The following is a 17,053-nucleotide window of genomic DNA, read 5'->3' on the forward strand; positions in this document are numbered from 1 at the left end:
GCAGAAATCAGCAATCAGCAAGTGTTCGCGGCCTTGGTGGATTGCCATGCGTTTATTCCAGATAAACGCCTTTTTCTTTTTTACGCGCTCGCATGCCGGTGCGTAAAAATAAATCGCTGCCGCCTTGCACCGCCAATGGCTTGCCGGTGGCTGCGCTCAGATGCGCGTCGGCGCGCTCTTGCCAGTGATCTAGCAGGTCTTGCAGGGCAGCACGTTCAGCGTCTTTGAGTTGTGGGTGCTGCTGTAAAAAATCTTGCAGATATTGGCGGGCGTCAATTTCTAGCTGCTCGCGGGTGGTGGCTAGCGAGATGTAGCTGACGTTATCGTCGCGGCCCGTGGTCTGGGTACCCAGTAAATAGCAGCCCATATAGTCACCGCGAGTTTGACCGACGGCAGGGTCTTGGCTGAGTTTTTTGAGCAGGCTAAAAGGCCACATGCGTTGAATTCCTAACAGCGGGCCAGCGCCCAAACAGGTATTGTCACCCATGCTTTAGAGCCACAGGCATGTGGTTGTTGCGCACCAATCAAGCAAGGCGAGGTGGATATGGGTGACATAGTTGCAGGCACAACTTCAGCAGGGAAAGTTTCATCATCCCAATGGACTCGGCGCGTGCTGCACACAGGTGCAGCGCTGATCACACTGACATCGCTAGCGGGTGCGGTGCTTTCCGTTTATGGCGTGAAGGCGCTGCCCCGCATGGATGGCAAGCTGGCTGTGGCGGGGCTGGCCAGCAAGGTTTGGGTGCGCCGCGATGCTGCAGATGTCACCCATATCAGCGCGCAATCGCCGCAAGATGTGTGGCGTGCGCTGGGTTTTGTCCACGCGCAAGATCGCGGCTGGCAGCTGGAATTTAACCGCCGACTGATGCAAGGGCGCTTGTCTGAAATTTTGGGTCCTGCCACGCTGGAGCTGGACAAGCTCATGCGCTCTTTGGATATTCATGGCGCCGCTCGTCGCCAGTACCAGGCGCTGCCGCCATCGGTGCAAGAGGCTTTGCAGGTGTATAGCCAAGGTGTTGCTGCCTTCTATGCCAACCCGTCCCAAGCTACGGCGCCTGAGTTTTTGCTGCTGGGCACGAAACCGGGAGGCCCGGGCGCTGCTGGTGGCTCATCGCCCTGGGAGCCTGAAGACACTGTGGGTTGGGCGCTGATGATGGCGCTAGACCTCGGCGGTAACTGGGGCAATGAATTTGCACGACTGAACTTGCTGCAGGTTTTAAGCACCGAGCAGCTGTGGCAGCTGATGCCTGCTTATCCGGGTGAGCAGCCTGTCACAGGCGTTGATATGGCCCAGCTCTATCGCCAGCTGGGTGTGTACCGCGATGCTGGCGCAGGGACAGGAGCTGGCACCACGTCAGCGCCTGCGCAGCAAATTCAATCCGCTTTGCAGCAATGGGCGGCTGAGACGGTGCGAGACATGGGCACCAATGATGGGCTGGGCAGCAACAACTGGGTGGTGGCGGGCAGCAAGACAAAAAGCGGCAAACCGCTGCTGGCCAATGACCCGCATCTGGCCTTGAGCGCACCGGCTATTTGGTACTTCGCCCGCCTTCAGTCGCCGGGTGGCAGGGCCGCTGACGGCACGCCCTTGAGTGCCTTGGATGTTACGGGTGCGACCTTGCCCGGTATGCCTTTTGTCGTGCTGGGGCGCACAGCGCAAGTGGCTTGGGGCTTTACCAACACCAACCCTGATGTACAGGATTTGTATCTGGAGCAGATCAACCCCGCTGATGCCAGTCAGTACCGCACGCCCACGGGCTGGGAAAAATTTGGCGTGCGTGAGGAAGTCTTCAAGGTCAAAGGCCAAAGCGATGCCAAAGTAATGCTGCGCAGCACGCGCCACGGCCCGGTGGTTAGCGATGCGCAGCAGCAATACGGCAAAGTGATCAACACCGATAAATACGCGCTAGCCCTGCGGTGGGCGGCGCTGGATACTGACAATCGCACGGTCGAGGCGGGTCTAAAAGCCAATGGTGCGCAGACCGTAGCGCAGTTGTTTGAGGCCTTTGCGGGCTACCACTCGCCCATGCAAAGCATTGTGGCGGCTGATGTGCAGGGTCATATCGGCTTTAAAGCGGCTGGCAAAGTGCCCGTGCGGTCCCCTGCGCATGATTTGCGCGGTGTGGTGCCCGCACCCGGTTGGGACGCGCGCTATGACTGGCAGGGCTGGCTCAATTACGCGCAGACTCCACAAAATGATGGCAGCGCGCGCGGCTTTGTTGCCACAGCCAACCAGCGGGTGACTGAGCCGGGTTATGCGCATTTTTTGACCCAAGACTGGAGCCTGCCTTACCGCTACCAGCGCATAGAGCAGGTGCTGGCGGCTAGCAGCCAGCACGATATGGCCAGCATGGCGGCGTTGCAAAGTGATGTGCAGTCACTGGCCACACAAGCCTTGCTGCCCGCACTGCGAAAGGCGCAGTCAAACCACGTCCTGGCCGCGGACGCCCAGCAGTTGCTGGCGAGCTTTGATGGGCAGATGGACAAGGCGCGTGCCGAGCCCTTGATTTTTTCTGTGTGGGTCGATGAGTTGACGCGTGGCATCGTCATTGCCCGCATTGGCGAGCAGCGCTTTGCCATGACGTACGGCAAGCGCGATTTTCGCGCCGGGTTAGAAGGCATCTTGGCGCGCAACGATGCATGGTGGTGTGCACCGCTGAGCTGTGAGCAGCAAGCGGGCGAGGCGCTGACCCGCACGCTTGCCAAGCTGCAAGCCGCTTATGGCAGCGATATCAAGCAATGGCGCTGGGGCGACGCCCATCCGGCGTTGAGCGCGCACAAACCGTTTGGAGCGGTGGCTGCGTTGGCGGGCATTTTCAATGTCAGCGTGCCCTCGGGTGGCGATAGCTATACGGTCAATGTCGGTCAGTACAACCCCAACCCTTTGCCAGCGGATGTGAAAGCCGCCAGTGCCAAGGCTTTGCTGGGTGGGCGCTTTGTCAGCCGTCACGCGCCATCGCTACGTGCCATTTATGACCTTGGCGACTTGGAATCCTCGCAGTTCATCTATCAAACCGGGCAAAGCGGAATGGCGCTATCTGGCCGCTATGGTGATATGAGCCGTGAATGGGCGGATGGCCGCTACCGCAAGCTACAGATGCAGCCTGCGCGCTGGCGCCATGCGCTGGAGTTACAGCCGCAAAAAACGCCGCAGCTCTGAAGAATATTGACTCAAAGCCGCTATGAAGAAGTGAGCTGCTAGTCCTCGTAATCCATTAACTTCAGATTAATAATGGCTTGAAAGTGATGAATGAAATGGACTAGCTGCTCATGCTTTTATAGCGTGGTTTAGCGCAAAAAATCCTCAATCAGACGAGCCACAGCCTCTGGCTGATCATGGTGCAGCATATGGCCTGCATCTTCAACGACAGCAATTTCGCACTGCGCAATGTGCTTCAGACGTTCGTGATATTGGGCCAGCGAATAGCTGCCCTTGTACCACTGGCCCAGACTGTCATCGGCAGCTTCCACCGACAAAGTGGGAGCGGTGATAGTGGCCAGACATGCCAGCGCCTCATCGACCCGGTACATGTAGGGGTTGGTGAGTTTGTGCGCTGCGTCGCCCAGAATATGCCAGCGGCCTTGTGCATCAGGCGCAGCCCAGTGATGGGCCAACCATAGCGCTTTGTCGCGTGGCAGGCGGCGGTTGGTTTTTTGCAGGCGTGCGGCCACGGCTTGCACGCTGTCATAAGGGGCCAGTGCCATGCCGCCGGCGCGTTGCTCGCGCAGCTCATCCATCCATTTGCCAAGGCGTGCCGGCGCTTGGCTAGCGGCACTTGCGGGCATGCCAAAGCCTTCTAAGTTGACAAAGCGGTGAATGCGATCGGCTCTAGCACCGGCATACATGCAGGAGATATTGCCGCCCATGCTGTGACCGACCAGATCGATCGGACGCTCTGGCGAGATTTGCTCAAGCAGCATGTCCAGATCGGCCAGATAGTCGGTGAAGTAGTAACTGTCGCAGGGCGCTGGCGAACGGCTCAGGCCAAAGCCGCGCCAGTCGTGGGCCACGATGCGGCGGCCTTGCACAAAGGCGTCGCTAAACGCATCCACCACAAATTGGTAAGAGGCGGCCACATCCATCCAGCCATGGGCCAGAACCAGCACCGGCAGTTCGGTGTTGATGTGCTCTGGCTCCCAGCTGCGCAGGTGGTAGTGCATATTGCGCACCGGCAGCATCTGTGACTTCCACTGGCGGCGGGGCTGGTAAGTTGTTTGCTCAGGGGCTGACTTAGTGGATGGTGTGTTAGTTGTCATTGTCTGTCTCCGTTGTTTTGATTATTGCTGCGGTTGTGGCGTTGCCGGTCTTGCATGGGACAGTGTTCATCATAAAAACAAGGCGCTTTTTATGGTCTTCACTGCTCAGGCCATAAACTGCTGCTTATGACTTCTGCAGCTCAAAACCATCGCCTTTCCATGAACCCCGTCGCTCTGGGGCAGAGTGACTTGCGCGTCAGCCCCATCTGTCTGGGCACGATGACGTTTGGCGAGCAAGTCGATGAGGCGCAGGCGCACCGCATCATGGATCGCGCTGTGGAGCGCGGCGTAGACTTTTTTGACACGGCCGAGATGTATGCCGTGCCCGCGCGAGCGGCCACGTTTGGCGCGACGGAGACCATCATCGGCAACTGGCTCAAGGCCCGCCCGGGAATGCGCGACCAACTCACGCTGGCGACTAAAGTGGCGGGCCCGACCCGTGGCATGCCGTGGATTCGTGAAGGTGCGGGCATGACGGCAGCAGACATTACCCGCTCTTGCGACGCCAGCTTGCAGCGCCTGCAAACTGAGGTGATTGACCTTTACCAAATTCACTGGCCAGAGCGTCATGTGCCCGCTTTTGGCGGCATGTATTACGACCCGAAGAAGGAAAGTTCATCCACGCCCATCCATGAGCAGCTGGATGCGCTAGCAGGCTTGGTTAAGCAGGGCAAAATTCGCCATATTGGCTTGTCTAACGAGACGCCGTTTGGCGTGCACGAATTTGTGCGCCTTGCCGATCAGCATGGACTGCCACGCGTGGCAACCACGCAAAACCCGTATTGCTTGGTCAATCGCAGTTATGAAAACGGGCTGGATGAAACCTGTCACCGCCTGAATGTGTCGCTGCTGGCTTATTCACCGCTGGCCTTCGGTCTGCTGACAGGCAAGTTTGACGAGTTTGCTCCAACAGACGCGGGCGCGCCCAAGGACTCACGCCTTGGCAAATACGAATCGGTGCAAAAGCAGCGCTGGGGCCGGCCCGATGCACTGGCCGCCGCCCGCCGCTACAGCGCGCTGGCGCGCAAGCATGGTATGACGGCGGTGCAGCTGGCGCTGGCGTTTTGCTACACCAAGTGGCAAGTTACTAGCACCATCATCGGCGTGACAAGCGTGGCCCAGCTCGATGAAGATCTGAATGCATGGGGCACCGTGCTTTCTCCTGAGCTGCTCGCTGAGATTGACGCCATTCGCTGGGAGATGCGCGACCCTGCGGTTTGATGCTGCAGTATTGAATCCGTCAGTGGTTTTTGCCGCTGCTTGTGTCATCCAGAGAAAAGCGGCATGAGCCTGTTTTCGCTTGCTTTATGCCGTTTTGGTAAGCAGTTTTGCTGCTGCATTTCGCTGCAACTTCCGATACGCTTTTTGAAGGATCGGCTTAACCACTTTATTTAAGGGAATCACGTCATGCAAATCAATCGCCGCACTTGGCTGCTGGGCAGCAGTAGTTTGGCTATGGCTGGCTTTTTGCCAGCTTGCACCACCACCCCCACATCACTCAAGCCGGTCGCGCAAACCATCTCAGCGGGCTACGTTCAGCATAAGCTCGGCAACGCACGGATTACGGCTGTCAGCGATGGGGTGACCAAGCGAGCTCTTGACGCAGGCTTTGTACGCAATGCACCTTTGCCCGAGGTTCAAGCCGCGCTGGCCGCGGCGGGCTTGCCCACTACCCATATTGATGTGCCCTATACCTGCTTTGTGGTCGAGTTGGATGGCAAGCGCTATTTGCTTGATACCGGCTTTGCCGACAATGCAAGCCCTCAAACCGGTTTGCTGCACACCCACATGCGCGCTGCGGGCATTGATCCGGCCAGTATTGACGCTGTCATCCTGACCCACATGCATGGCGACCACATCAATGGTTTGCGCCGCAAAGATGGCAGCTTGGTTTACCCCAGGGCAGACGTGTTTGTGGCGCAGCCAGAGTTCACGTTCTGGATGGATGACGCACGCATGAACGCGGCACCCGAAGCCGCACGCGGCGGCTTTCAAGCTGTGCGCCGCGTGTTTGCCAACTATCCCCAAGACAAAATCAAACAGTTCGTGCCCGGCCGCCAGATCGCTGCGGGCATCAGCACGATTGCAGCGTTTGGCCACACTCCGGGGCACACGGCCATTGCGGTGCAGTCAGAGCAAAAGCGCTTTACCTTTATTGGCGACACCGCCCATTACCCCGCGCTGTTTGTGAAGCACCCGGACTGGCAGGTGCAGTTCGACATGAACGCCGAGCAAGCCCGCGCCACACGCCACACGCTGCTGTCACGTTTGGCGGACGAAGGTGGTTTAGTGGGGGGGTACCACTTTCCACTGCCGTCGCTGGGCCACATTCACAAAGCCGGCAGCGGTTTTGATTGGCAACCACTGACATAAACCGTGCACTGATACTGATGCTGACACGCAGCCAATGGGCTGCGTGCGTATCAAAATGAAGACCCTTGTGTTGTACTTGGACTTTAGTCTGACGTTATGGAACAGGGGCTAGCAGCTATCAAATTTGAATCATGGCCAAAAAAGACAAAAGCGTCCATGTGAGCGAAACCCTCGCCACACAAATGCTTAAAGCTCACAAGGTGGAGTTCACCGAGCACCCTTATGACTATGTAGAGCATGGCGGCACCGAAGAGTCAGCCAAGCAGTTGGGACTGACGGAGCACATGGTGGTGAAGACTTTGGTCATGCAAGACCAAGATGCCAAGCCGATGATTGTGTTGATGCACGGCGACTGCAAGGTGTCCACCAAAAATCTGGCCCGCCAGATTGGGGCCAAGAGTGTGGAACCCTGCAAGCCAGAGGTAGCCAATCGTCACAGCGGCTATTTGGTGGGCGGTACATCGCCTTTTGGCACCAAACGCGATATGCCGGTATATATCGAGGACACGATTTTGGAGTTGCCCCGAATTGCCATCAATGGCGGGCGACGCGGCTATTTGGTGCAATTGGAGCCTGAGGTTTGTACCCGGTTGCTCAATGCCCAACCAGTGCACTGCGCGCTGGCAGAATAGAGGGATGGCTGGGTTGTCAATTTGCCCAGTAAGTAAAAACTCAAACAACAATCTGAGCCGCGTCATATTGATGGCGGCTCTTAGTGCCAGCTTCTGGCCAAGGAATTTCGTTGAACGCGCTCTATCCTGTGATTGCCGTAGTTGCGGCTTATCTAATTGGTTCTCTCTCTTTTGCCGTCATTGTTAGCCGTGCCATGGGCTTGCATGACCCGCGCAGCTATGGCAGCGGCAACCCCGGTGCTACCAATGTGCTGCGCTCTGGCAGCAAGGCTGCGGCCATTGCTACGCTGGTGCTGGATGCGCTCAAAGGCTTTGTGCCTGTGGTGCTGGTCAAGGTATTTGGCCCGCAGTTCGGTCTGGGTGATGGCTCTGTGGCGCTGGTCGGTTTGGCTGCATTTTTGGGTCATCTCTACCCCGTATTTTTTGGTTTCAAGGGCGGCAAGGGCGTGGCCACTGCACTGGGCGTGTTGCTGGGTATTAGCGGCTGGCTGGGTTTGGCCGTTGCACTGACATGGGTGTTGGTTGCGGCGCTGTTTCGCTACTCGTCTTTGGCCGCATTGGTGGCTTCAGTTTTGGCACCTGTGTATTACGTGCTGTGCAGCGGCCTTATGTGGGATGCGGAGACACCGATCACCGCGGCCATCGTGGTGATGGCCGCTTTGCTGCTTTGGCGCCATAGCGAAAACATTCAGCGCCTGATTGCTGGTAAAGAGTCCAAGCTAGGCAAGAAAAAGACGGAAGAAGCCAAGGCCGCCAAACAGGTTCAATCGACTGAAACTGCTGGTAAAAAGGCAGGCAAGGGTAAGCGCCGTTAAGTGACTAACGCTGAAAACTCAAGGGTTTGAGCAAAAAAACAAGACAGGCCGGGCGCCACCTGCTCAGTATTCAATAGCATCAAGCTTCAATAGCACCCAGTAAAGCACCTTCATATGGCATCCAGCTCCTCGCAGCGCGGCTACAGCGCGCCCTGTCCAGGTTGTGGCGCACCGGTCCACTTCAGCAATGCCCAAGCGAGCTTTGCTATTTGTGAGTTCTGCCGCAGCACGGTGGTGCGTGATGGAGAAGTGCTCAAGCGCATAGGCTCTATGGCTGAGGTGTTTGAGGATTACAGCCCGCTTAAGGTGGGTGCCTCGGGCATGATCAAGCGCAGCGGCAAGCCTGAGCCGTTTACCTTGGTGGGTCGCGCTCAGTACAAGAGTGGGGCGGGCAGTTGGTCAGAATGGGTGGCCTCGCTCAGTAATGGCGACTTGGCTTGGCTCAGTGAGGATAACGGCAGCTTCGTCTTTGCTGTTCCCTGGCAGCCACCGGGCTGGAGCGTGACGGCTTTCGAAGCTCGCGAGTGGCGCATGGGCCGCGAAGTGAGGGTAGGGGAAGAATCCTTCACCGTCACCAGTATTCAAGATGCCCAGTTGATGGCTGCACAGGGCGAGCTAGCCCAGCTGCCTGAGCTGGGGAAAAGCTTCAAACTGGTCGAGCTGCGCAACGAAAAAGACCAAATTCTTTCTATCGACTTCAGCGGCAAGGCTCCTGCTTTTAGTCTAGGGGCTGCGGTTGCGCTGGACAGTCTGCAAATGCAGGGGCTGCGCAGCACCATCAACAAAAAAGAAGAAGGCCGCCATTTCAACTGCCCCAAGTGCGCAGCTGTAGTGCCTGTTCGTTTTGAGACCACTAAGGCCATGAGCTGCCCGAGTTGCGGCAGCCTGATCGACATGTCTCAGGGCATGGGCGGCGAGCTGAATTTTGCCGAGCAGCGTAAGAAAATTCGCCCGCAAATTCCGCTGGGCCGCGAGGGTGCGCTGGATGGCCTGAAATGGCAGGTGGTGGGCTTTCAACGCCGCAGCGGCCGGGGCATGGGCGAGGATGAAGACGACAGCTTTATCTGGGATGAGTATCTGCTCTACAACCAAAAGGCGGGTTTCTCCTTCATCGTGGACTCAGAAGACGGCTGGAGCACGGCACGCGTCATCAACGGTGCGCCCAAGCTCAGCAAGGGCGGAGCGACTGCAACCTATTTGCAGCGCAAATACCAGCGCGATTACGCCTATCTGTCAGAGACCGAATACGCCGAGGGTGAGTTTTACTGGCCCGTATTTAAGGGTGCAAAGTCCAGCAATGTGGACTACGTGAACGCAGGTAAAAAATCCAGCCTAGCGCTGGAAACAGCGAATCAAGAAACGACGTGGAGCCATGGCCAAAGTGCATCAGCTGCAACGATTGCGCTTGCGTTTGGTGTGGACAAGCTCAAGGATAGATCGCAGGTCAGCCCGCTGTCGGGCAGCGGATTTAGCTGGGGCACGATCCTGTTTTGGCTGTTTGCGCTGCTCTTCATATTGCCGTTTTTGCGCGCCTGTATGTCTAGCAATAACTGTGATCCGCGTACGGACCCTAATTGCACTTACAGCCGCTCTAGCAGCGGCTCCTACGGTGGTTACACCTCAGGCGGCAGCCATAAATAAGCGCTGCAACCCTCTACACCTTATTTCAGGAGAAACATCATGAATTTTGACTGGTTCAGTGCTCAAAACTTTTTCGGCTCCATCCTCTACGCCGTGGTGGGCGTGGTGGTGTTTTGGCTGAGTTTTATCATCATCGACAAGATAACGCCCGTAGATATGTGGGCCGAAATTGTGGAAAAACACAACAAGGCACTGGCTATGGTGGTGGCTGCGATGTGTCTGGGGATCAGCATCATTGTTGCTGCGGCTATCCATTGAACACCCCCTGAGCGGCTTTGCCGCTTCCCCCCTCTCTCTACGCGCTGCGCGCTACGGGAAGGGGACGATACCTTCGGTGCGCGGCGGCGCTTCCTTGGCATCTCTGGCGTGAGAGTGCGCCCTTGTTTTGGGGGTGGTTGATCTAAATAGAAAGTTCGTTTGATGACTTCGACACAGGCAGAGCAGGGCGGCGCTGCGCAGGAGCTGGGACCGCGGCCTATTGATGTGGCGCTGCTGGCCAGTGTGTTTGTGATTGCAGCCTGTGGTCTGCTCTATGAGTTGGCGGCGGGAGCCCTTGCGTCCTATGTGTTGGGCGATTCGGTGCTGCAGTTCTCCACCATCATTGGTGCCTACTTGTTTGCCATGGGCATCGGTTCGTGGTTGTCGCGCTATTTTGAAGATCAGCTGCCGGCGCATTTTTTGCGGGTGGAGCTAATGGTGGCGCTGGTAGGCGGCGCACTGCCTGCCGTGCTGTTTTTGGCCAATGCCTATGCGCCGGGCGCTTTTCGCTTTTTGCTTTACGGCATGGTGATGGTGGTGGGCACGCTGGTGGGCTTGGAGATTCCGCTGGTCATGCGAATCCTCAAGCGCAATGCGTCGTTGAAAGATCTGGTTTCCAAGGTTTTGACCTTTGACTATCTGGGTGCGCTGGCCGTGTCGCTGGCCTTTCCCATTGTGCTTGTGCCCAACCTGGGGCTGGTGCGCACCGGGCTGCTGTTTGGCTTTATGAATGCGGCGATTGCCGTGTGGGCGCTGGTACTTTTTAAGCACGAATTACGCAATTTTCGCGCCCATGTATGGGCTTGTGCCTTGGTGTTGCTGGCGCTGGGCGGAGGCATTATCGGTGCCGATCAGTTGACCAAGCTGGCGGACGATCATTTCTATCAAGACCGCATTGTGCTGAGCAGCAGCTCGCCCTATCAGCGCATCGTGGTGACGCAGGGCCGCCAAGGCGCGCGCCTGTATCTGAATGGCAATTTGCAGTTTGCGCAGAGTGACGAGTACCGCTATCACGAGGCGCTGGTGCACCCCGCCATGGCGGCGCATGGCGCTCCTAAGAAAGTAGCTGTGCTGGGCGGCGGCGACGGTATGGCGGTGCGTGAGGTACTCAAGTACCCCAGCGTAGAGGCGGTGACTTTGGTGGAACTTGACCCGGCCATGACCGACTTGTTTCGCACCAACGCCATGATGACGGCGCTCAACGGCAATGCGCTGAACGACCCGCGTGTGAGCATCGTCAACACCGATGCCTTTCGCTGGTTGCAAGACAGCAAGGACAGCTTTGATGTGATCGTGGTGGACTTCCCCGATCCCACCAATTTCGCCATTGGCAAGCTGTTTACCAATAGTTTTTATTCGTTGCTGGATAAGCGCTTGGCTGCCAGTGGGTATGCGGTGGTGCAGACCACATCACCGCTCATTGCACGTCACAGCTTTTGGACGGTGGTGCAAACCATTGAGTCCGTAGGTCTGACGGCCAAGCCCTATCACGCCCATGTGCCCAGCTTTGGCGAATGGGGCTTTGTGCTGGCCAGTCATCGCCCTTGGCGCGAGCCGCCTGCTTTGCCAGAAGGAATGCGTTTTTTGACCATGCCCACGTTGCGTTTGATGTTTGACTTTCCGCTCGATATGGCGCGTGTGCCGGCTGAGGTGAATCGCCTGTCCAATCAAGTGCTCGTCAACACCTATGAGCGCGAATGGGGCAAGGTAGAGCATTGATGGCGGGCTTTGACATCAATCGCCGCCAGTCTTTGCTGTGGGCAGGTGCTGCGGCATTGAGCCTGTCAGGCTGCAAGCCCGCGCCGCGCACATTGGATGATTTGCCCGGTGGCTTTACCGGCACAGCGCTTGAACGCGGCCACAGTCTGCGCCCCTTTTGGCAGCGCTTGGCGCAGGGGCTGGATTTGCCTGCGCCTGCCGTGGTGCATCGCGCTCCGGTGGTAATTGCGGGCGGCGGCATGGCGGGGCTGGCGGCTGCGCGGGCGCTGGAGTTAGCGGGCGTGCAGGGCGCCGCCTTGCTGGATACGCAAGAAGCCATGGGCGGCAACAGCCAAGGCGGGCAGATAAAAGGGCTTGCCTGCCCACTGGGCGCGCACTACTTGCCCGTGCCCGGTGATGAGGCCCATGAGGTGCAGGACTGGCTGGAGCAACTAGGCGTGCGCCAGCGTGTGTCGGGCCGCTGGCGTTATGACGAGCGTTACCTATGCCACAGCCCGCAGGAGCGCCTGTACTGGCAAGGCCAATGGCATGAGGGCTTACTGCCCGTGGACGGCGTCAGCCAGCGCACGCTGGAGCAGTACGCGCTTTTTGAAAAGCGAGTGAGCAGCGTCATGGGCGAAGCTGCCTTTGCCATGCCATCGATTCGCGGTTGGATGCGTGAGGGGCAATTGCCTGCGGCCCATGCCAAGCTGGATGCACAGTTTTTTGATCAATGGTTGGCGCAGCAGGGGTTGGATGACCCGCATCTGCTTTGGTACCTGAGCTATTGCTGCCGCGATGATTTTGGCGCGGGCTTGGGCCGTGTTTCGGCTTGGGCAGGCATTCATTACTTCGCCAGCCGCCACGGCTTTCACGCTCCGCGACTCAATGCTGAACATGAGACGGATGAGTTGGGCGAGCAGGTGCTGACTTGGCCGCAGGGCAATGGCTGGCTGTCGCAGCAACTGGTGGCCGGCCTGAAAAGCACCCAGCAAGAGACTGATTGCAGTGTCTTGTCGGTGATTGAAAATGCCAGCGGTGTGCAAATTGACACCTATCACCATGGCCGCCAGCAGCACGAGCGCTGGATAGCTGGGCATTGCGTGGTGGCGCTACCCACGTTTATCGCGGCCCGGGTGCTGCGCAATCCGCCTGATTTTTTGCGTACCGTCGCGGCTCGGCTGAACTGGGCGCCTTGGCTGGTGGCCAATATTCATATCGACAGCCCGCTGGCTGACTACCCCGGTGCCGAGCCCGCTTGGGACAATGTGCTCTACCAAGACGGCAATCAAGGCGGCTTGGGCTATGTGGATGCTGGCAATCAGCGGCTAGACCGGGTGAGCCGCCAGCCCACGGTGCTCAGTTACTACCAAGCGCTGGGCGACTGGCCAGATGGGCGCAAGCAATTGATGGAGCAGTCCTTTGGCTTTTGGCGAGATCGGATTGTGCATTCGCTGAGCGAGGCCCACGCTGATTTGCTGCAGCGCGCAACGTGGATGGAGATCACCCGCTATGGACACGCGATGGCGATTCCACGTCCCGGTGATCAGCGAATTTTGAGTGAAATTTCACTCAAGTCCAATGTCATCAATGACAAGCTGCTATTAAATGGAGAGCGTGTGCAAGGCTTGCCAACGCCCAGTACGGCGCGTCTAAGCTTTGCGCATTCGGACTGGGCCGGTTACTCCGTGTTGGAGGAAGCGTTTACGCGTGGCCACCATGCTGGTCTGCTGGCGGCGAAAGCGGGGTAACAGGTGGGGTCACAAGCGGTGTGACACTAGCGCCTTATTTTTGGCGGCTCTATCGGCTTTGACTTCCGGGCAGCTTGACCACGCGATTCAGCGCGGCATTACCGCGGTAGCTGTGGCCGCCGAGCTGGGTCATGGAGCGCAGATCTAGATCCAGCGACAAAGATGAGCGCGCCAGCGCGGATTTAATCGTGGGTCTGCGTCCTTCAAGGTGCCAGATAGGCGGATACAGGCTTGAGCCATCGCGGTCAATCACGCTGGCAATTTCGGGATCATTTGCGGTTTTTCCATGACGCAAAACCACGGCGACTTCGCCGTTATCCAATTGCACGTAGGTGCCCGGCGGGTAAAGGCCGACGACATCAACAAGGGCTTGTTTGATCTCATCGGCATGTTCCTGGCCTTGTTGGAGAATTTGCAGCGACTCTGCCACCGAGCGACCGCTACGAGTTTTACGCGGGCTGATCAGCGCAGCATAGCGATCGACCGTACCCAAAATACGCACCAAGCGCGCCAACGGCTGCAACTGTGCCAGTGGTGCAGGTGGCAGCACGTTATGGTGGTGCTGCACAGTCTCCAGCCACAGAGTGTCTTGCACCATCAGGCGCTCAAGTATCAGGCGGCTTTCAACGGGATGCTGCTTGATGGTTTCGACTTGATGGCTGCTCAGTGGCGTACGCTGCTCAGCCAACTGGTTTTGCAGCACGGTCATGCTGATGTTCATGGTCAGCGCTGCTGGAATCAATGTGTCGCGTTCTGCCTGGGAGAGCTTGATCGCCTTGGCCAAAATATGGCACAGGCCCGCGCAGACAACAGCATGTGACGCGCTGTAGCCCACAGTGGTGGAGCTTGCACGCTGGAACATGAGGTACAGCGCAGCGTCGGTGTCTTGAGTGATGAGATCTTGCAGCCACAGATCTATCTGGTGCAGTTTGATAGAAAAACCCGGAATGTGCAGCGGGTCTGTCAGCAAAACGGAGAGGGCCGCTTCTAGGTCTGACCAAAGGCCTAGCAAGTCCTCGTAGTGTTCGTCGTAGCGGGCTGGCATAGGCAATTAACGGGCTTAGTGTTTTTCCAGCACCATTTCGCTGCCCCTGCGGGTCATCTGGAATTGGGCCAGTAAATTGTTGCCTAGCAGCACATAAGGCATGGATTGCGAAGCGACCACAGCATCTAGGCCGTGCAGCTCTATGTCGCCAATTTTGACGGTATCGAGTTTGATTCGCCAGCCTTGTGCAGTGCCGTTGGCCGTTCCCATCAGTATGGGCGTGCCTTTAAGGTAAGGCAGCCCCAGCCGCTCAGCGTCTGTGCGGCCAATAGCAATCGTGCTGGCCCCGGTATCCACCATGTACTGCATGGTTTTGCCGTTGATCGTGCCTCTGTCAATGAAATGACCGCGTGAATCGGCAATCAACACCAGCTTGGTCGAGCGTGAGCCACCATCGCGACCGCCCCGGCTGCCGACGCTGACAGGGGCATCGCCCAGTCGCAGGTTTTGGCGCTGGCCGCTAATGTCCACCGTGGCGGAGTCCCCGCTAATTTGCAGCAGACGAACGCCTTTGTGGCTTTCATTCACGCCAATGGCCTTGGGCGCGCTGCCATCGATCACCAGCAGGGCTTTGCTGCCTAGCACCCCCGTTAGGGCGACGGACTGCCCCCATGCGGCATTTGTTGCCAAAGCCAGCGCAAGCATGAAACCGGCACAACCTAGGCGAGGGATGCCCAGCAAGCGCCGCCCCGCAGCGCAGGTATCGTCCTCCTCCCGTAAAGAGAAAGAGGAGCAAGCAGCGCAACTGCGCAGGGGGGGATTCATACTCAGTCGCGGAAGTTGTTGAACGACAGAGGGTGCTCGGCCAAGTCCTTGCGGATCAATGCCATAGCTTCTTGCAGGTCGTCGCGCTTGGCGCCGGTAATGCGAACCTTTTCTTCTTGAATGGCGGCTTGCACTTTGAGCTTGCTTTCCTTCATCAGCTTTTGCAGTTGCTTGGCCAGCTCGGACTCAATGCCATTCTTCACCTTGATGACTTGCTTGACCTTGTCGCCGCCGATCTTTTGGGCCTTTTGGATGTCCAAAAAGCGCACATCCACATTGCGCTTGGTCAGCTTGTTGCGCAGCAGGTCTTCGACTTGCTGGAGTTGGAACTCAGCATCACCAAACATGGTGATTTCTTTGTCCTTGAGTTCAACGGCAGCTGATGTGCCCTTGAAGTCAAAGCGAGTGCCAATTTCCTTGGCCGCGTTATCGACAGCGTTCTTTACTTCAACGAAGTCGGCTTCGCAAACAGTATCAAAAGAAGGCATGGTTGTATTCCTATCAGTATCAGAGCAGTAAACAGCCACAAAGCGCCGGCTGTGATGCGCTGCTTTTCAGCAGCAGTGCAAGCGCAGTGCGACAATTGGATCGATGTTAGTCGAGAAAAATGTTCCCCTGCAGCATTGCAACACCTTTGGCATTGCCGCGCGTGCCGAAACCTTGGTACGTATTCGTAGTCAAGATGATATTCGCCAGTTTTTAGCTGATCCTCTTTGGGGTCGGCAGCCGGTGTTTGTTCTTGGTGGTGGCAGTAACGTGGTACTGACGGGTGATGTTGCGCCTGTCGTGCTCAAGATGGAAATCATGGGCATGCGGCTGCTGCATGAGACGGAAAAGCACTGGGTTGTCGAAATCGGTGCGGGCGAGCGCTGGCACGATATGGTGGCCTGGACGCTAGCGCAGGGCTACACAGGGCTGGAGAATATGGCCTTGATTCCCGGTACCGTGGGCGCTGCCCCGGTGCAAAACATTGGTGCTTACGGCATGGAGTTGCAGGACCGATTCGAATCGCTCGATGCAGTGGATTTGGTCACTGGCGAGTCATTCAGCCTGAATGCGGCCCAATGCGCTTTTGCTTACCGCGATTCGGTGTTTAAGCATGAGCCCGCACAACCCAAACATTGGCCGCTCATGGGCACTGCAGCGGTACCGCGTGGCCTAGGCCTTAAAGGGCGGGCGGTGATTACCCATGTGCGGCTTGCATTGCCCAAAGTCTGGGCGCCTGATTTGGGTTACTTGGATTTACAGCGCAAGCAGGCTGAAAAAGGCGTCGAGCAGCCTACAGCCCAGCAAATTTTTGAATGGGTTTGCGAGATTCGCAGCGCAAAATTACCTGATCCTGAGGTGATTGGTAACGCGGGCAGCTTTTTCAAGAACCCCACCGTTACGCCCGAGCAATGTGCAGACATCATCGCGCGCGAGCCAAAAATTGTGCATTACCCAATGGATGATGGCTCCATCAAACTGGCAGCGGGTTGGCTGATTGATGCCTGCGGCTGGAAGGGTAAATCCATGGGTCGGGCCGGCGTCTACGATAAGCAAGCGCTGGTGCTGGTGAACCGAGGCGATCGCCATAGTGTCGAGGGCAGCGTCACCGGCGGCGAGGTGATGACTCTAGCCGGAGCGATTCAAACCAGTGTTTATGAGCGTTTTGGCATTCGCCTAGAGCCAGAGCCCGTGGTGATTTAAGCCTTTAGAGCTTCTAACCCCACCCTTGAAGCGTTGTTGTTTCGTCTTGCATTAAAGGCGAACCCTAAATGCTAGTCTTCTGTTTGCGGGGTTGTATTGGTTGACTCTTAGATGCAAAAAAGGAGCCGA

15 protein-coding genes are annotated in these 17,053 nt (G+C 57.4%); 10 read left to right on the plus strand and 5 right to left on the minus strand.

Annotated features, from left to right (window positions below; all coding sequences use genetic code 11):
* Positions 1 to 52: 52 nt before the first annotated feature.
* The gene (locus tag KUF54_RS04690) at positions 53 to 487 is read right to left on the minus strand and encodes a hypothetical protein (protein ID WP_255576298.1); all 435 of its coding nucleotides are present in this window, start codon (positions 485 to 487) and stop codon (positions 53 to 55) included.
* A 57-nt stretch (positions 488 to 544) separates the two neighbouring features.
* Here KUF54_RS04690 and KUF54_RS04695 point away from each other — a divergent pair, with 57 nt between their 5' ends.
* Entirely contained in the window at positions 545 to 3,160 is a 2,616-nt protein-coding gene (locus KUF54_RS04695; protein ID WP_219345512.1) for a penicillin acylase family protein, read from the plus strand.
* 128 nt (positions 3,161 to 3,288) lie between these two features.
* Here the strand turns inward: KUF54_RS04695 and KUF54_RS04700 are convergent, their stop codons facing one another.
* Complete coding sequence (locus KUF54_RS04700) at positions 3,289 to 4,257, minus strand: alpha/beta fold hydrolase (RefSeq protein ID WP_219345513.1); 969 nt, start codon at positions 4,255 to 4,257, stop codon at positions 3,289 to 3,291.
* A gap of 159 nt (positions 4,258 to 4,416) precedes the next feature.
* Between KUF54_RS04700 and KUF54_RS04705 the strand changes: the two genes are divergently transcribed.
* The 8 genes from KUF54_RS04705 to KUF54_RS04740 all read left to right on the plus strand — a co-directional run bounded on the left by KUF54_RS04705 (position 4,417) and on the right by KUF54_RS04740 (position 13,425).
* Positions 4,417 to 5,478 (plus strand): aldo/keto reductase, encoded by a 1,062-nt coding sequence (locus tag KUF54_RS04705; RefSeq protein WP_219346272.1) that lies wholly within the window; start codon positions 4,417 to 4,419, stop codon positions 5,476 to 5,478.
* 186 nt (positions 5,479 to 5,664) lie between these two features.
* Positions 5,665 to 6,630 (plus strand): MBL fold metallo-hydrolase, encoded by a 966-nt coding sequence (locus tag KUF54_RS04710; protein WP_219345514.1) that lies wholly within the window; start codon positions 5,665 to 5,667, stop codon positions 6,628 to 6,630.
* Between the two features lie 131 nt (positions 6,631 to 6,761).
* Entirely contained in the window at positions 6,762 to 7,262 is a 501-nt protein-coding gene (gene ybaK, locus KUF54_RS04715; RefSeq protein ID WP_219345515.1) for a Cys-tRNA(Pro) deacylase, read from the plus strand.
* A 110-nt stretch (positions 7,263 to 7,372) separates the two neighbouring features.
* The gene (plsY, locus tag KUF54_RS04720; protein ID WP_219345516.1) at positions 7,373 to 8,077 is read left to right on the plus strand and encodes a glycerol-3-phosphate 1-O-acyltransferase PlsY; all 705 of its coding nucleotides are present in this window, start codon (positions 7,373 to 7,375) and stop codon (positions 8,075 to 8,077) included.
* Between the two features lie 114 nt (positions 8,078 to 8,191).
* On the plus strand, positions 8,192 to 9,718 hold the full coding sequence (locus KUF54_RS04725; RefSeq protein WP_219345517.1) for a DUF4178 domain-containing protein: 1,527 nt from the start codon (positions 8,192 to 8,194) through the stop codon (positions 9,716 to 9,718).
* Between the two features lie 39 nt (positions 9,719 to 9,757).
* Positions 9,758 to 9,976 carry a DUF350 domain-containing protein gene (locus KUF54_RS04730; protein WP_219345518.1) on the plus strand — a complete coding sequence of 73 codons (219 nt, stop codon included), beginning with the start codon at positions 9,758 to 9,760 and terminating at the stop codon, positions 9,974 to 9,976.
* A 162-nt stretch (positions 9,977 to 10,138) separates the two neighbouring features.
* Positions 10,139 to 11,695 (plus strand): polyamine aminopropyltransferase, encoded by a 1,557-nt coding sequence (locus KUF54_RS04735; protein WP_219345519.1) that lies wholly within the window; start codon positions 10,139 to 10,141, stop codon positions 11,693 to 11,695.
* Entirely contained in the window at positions 11,695 to 13,425 is a 1,731-nt protein-coding gene (locus KUF54_RS04740; protein ID WP_255576301.1) for an NAD(P)-binding protein, read from the plus strand. Before KUF54_RS04735 ends, KUF54_RS04740 begins: the two co-directional genes overlap by 1 nt.
* A gap of 49 nt (positions 13,426 to 13,474) precedes the next feature.
* Here KUF54_RS04740 and KUF54_RS04745 read toward each other — a convergent pair whose 3' ends face one another.
* The 3 genes from KUF54_RS04745 to KUF54_RS04755 form a co-directional block, all read right to left on the minus strand.
* On the minus strand, positions 13,475 to 14,470 hold the full coding sequence (locus tag KUF54_RS04745; RefSeq protein ID WP_219345521.1) for an HD-GYP domain-containing protein: 996 nt from the start codon (positions 14,468 to 14,470) through the stop codon (positions 13,475 to 13,477).
* Between the two features lie 15 nt (positions 14,471 to 14,485).
* Positions 14,486 to 15,115: a TIGR02281 family clan AA aspartic protease gene (locus tag KUF54_RS04750; protein ID WP_255576419.1), complete on the minus strand. Its 630-nt coding sequence runs from the start codon at positions 15,113 to 15,115 to the stop codon at positions 14,486 to 14,488.
* Positions 15,116 to 15,237: 122 nt separating this feature from the next.
* Positions 15,238 to 15,723: a YajQ family cyclic di-GMP-binding protein gene (locus tag KUF54_RS04755; RefSeq protein ID WP_219345523.1), complete on the minus strand. Its 486-nt coding sequence runs from the start codon at positions 15,721 to 15,723 to the stop codon at positions 15,238 to 15,240.
* 103 nt (positions 15,724 to 15,826) lie between these two features.
* On the opposite strand from KUF54_RS04755, the gene murB reads away from it, so the two are divergent.
* The gene (gene murB, locus KUF54_RS04760) at positions 15,827 to 16,924 is read left to right on the plus strand and encodes a UDP-N-acetylmuramate dehydrogenase (protein ID WP_219345524.1); all 1,098 of its coding nucleotides are present in this window, start codon (positions 15,827 to 15,829) and stop codon (positions 16,922 to 16,924) included.
* The last annotated feature ends 129 nt before the right edge of the window (positions 16,925 to 17,053 follow it).

This window comes from Comamonas sp. Y33R10-2 (genome assembly GCF_019355935.1).
GTDB lineage: Bacteria > Pseudomonadota > Gammaproteobacteria > Burkholderiales > Burkholderiaceae_C > Comamonas.

Coding starts and splice junctions, on each gene's coding strand:
- KUF54_RS04690 (WP_255576298.1), bottom strand. CDS start 487: ATGGGTGACAATACCTGTTTGGGCGCTGGCCCGCTGTTAGGAATTCAA.
- KUF54_RS04695 (WP_219345512.1), top strand. CDS start 545: ATGGGTGACATAGTTGCAGGCACAACTTCAGCAGGGAAAGTTTCATCA.
- KUF54_RS04700 (WP_219345513.1), bottom strand. CDS start 4,257: ATGACAACTAACACACCATCCACTAAGTCAGCCCCTGAGCAAACAACT.
- KUF54_RS04705 (WP_219346272.1), top strand. CDS start 4,417: ATGAACCCCGTCGCTCTGGGGCAGAGTGACTTGCGCGTCAGCCCCATC.
- KUF54_RS04710 (WP_219345514.1), top strand. CDS start 5,665: ATGCAAATCAATCGCCGCACTTGGCTGCTGGGCAGCAGTAGTTTGGCT.
- ybaK (WP_219345515.1), top strand. CDS start 6,762: ATGGCCAAAAAAGACAAAAGCGTCCATGTGAGCGAAACCCTCGCCACA.
- KUF54_RS04725 (WP_219345517.1), top strand. CDS start 8,192: ATGGCATCCAGCTCCTCGCAGCGCGGCTACAGCGCGCCCTGTCCAGGT.
- KUF54_RS04730 (WP_219345518.1), top strand. CDS start 9,758: ATGAATTTTGACTGGTTCAGTGCTCAAAACTTTTTCGGCTCCATCCTC.
- KUF54_RS04735 (WP_219345519.1), top strand. CDS start 10,139: ATGACTTCGACACAGGCAGAGCAGGGCGGCGCTGCGCAGGAGCTGGGA.
- KUF54_RS04740 (WP_255576301.1), top strand. CDS start 11,695: ATGGCGGGCTTTGACATCAATCGCCGCCAGTCTTTGCTGTGGGCAGGT.
- KUF54_RS04745 (WP_219345521.1), bottom strand. CDS start 14,470: ATGCCAGCCCGCTACGACGAACACTACGAGGACTTGCTAGGCCTTTGG.
- KUF54_RS04750 (WP_255576419.1), bottom strand. CDS start 15,115: ATGCTTGCGCTGGCTTTGGCAACAAATGCCGCATGGGGGCAGTCCGTC.
- KUF54_RS04755 (WP_219345523.1), bottom strand. CDS start 15,723: ATGCCTTCTTTTGATACTGTTTGCGAAGCCGACTTCGTTGAAGTAAAG.
- murB (WP_219345524.1), top strand. CDS start 15,827: ATGTTAGTCGAGAAAAATGTTCCCCTGCAGCATTGCAACACCTTTGGC.